Annotated in this window: 1 protein-coding gene; it reads left to right on the top strand. The window is 77.6% G+C overall.

Annotated elements, in window-relative coordinates:
• On the top strand, nt 1-495 hold a 495-nt coding region (locus SM447_RS30205; RefSeq protein WP_474576258.1), incomplete at both ends, for a TOMM precursor leader peptide-binding protein.

Raw genomic sequence — 495 nt, 5'->3', positions numbered from 1 at the left:
TGCCCGAGGTCACCGCACGGATGATCGGCAACGCCGCCGCCTTCGAGCTGTTCCGCGTGCTCACCGGCGCGCTCGCGCCGGACACCGACGGCGGGGTGCTGGTCCTCGACCGGTCCACCCTGGAGGCGGCCCGCGAGCCCGTGCTGCCGCACCCGGCCTGCCCGGTCTGCCGGGACGTCGATCCCACCGCCCCGGCGCCCGACGCCGCCACCGAGGAGGAGACGTACCAGCGCGCGCAGGCGCTGGTGTCGGTGCACGCGGGCGTCTTCACCCGCTTCGTCGACGACCCGCTCGAACAGGCCCCGCTCAAGACCGCCCGGCTGCGCCTGCCCGGGCCCCGTGGCCCGCGCGAGCTGACCGCGTTCGACGTGCACACGGTGATGAGCGCGCGGCTCGCCGCCTACCGGGTGGCCGTCCGGGAGCACGCGGCCCGCTACGCCGACCCGGCCGGCGGCACCGGCCAGCCGCTGCCCCCGGTCACCCGCACGGATCCGC

This window comes from Micromonospora aridisoli (genome assembly GCF_056150025.1).
Note: the sequence above shows the minus strand (reverse complement) of the source record. Positions and strands in the feature narration are given on the sequence as shown.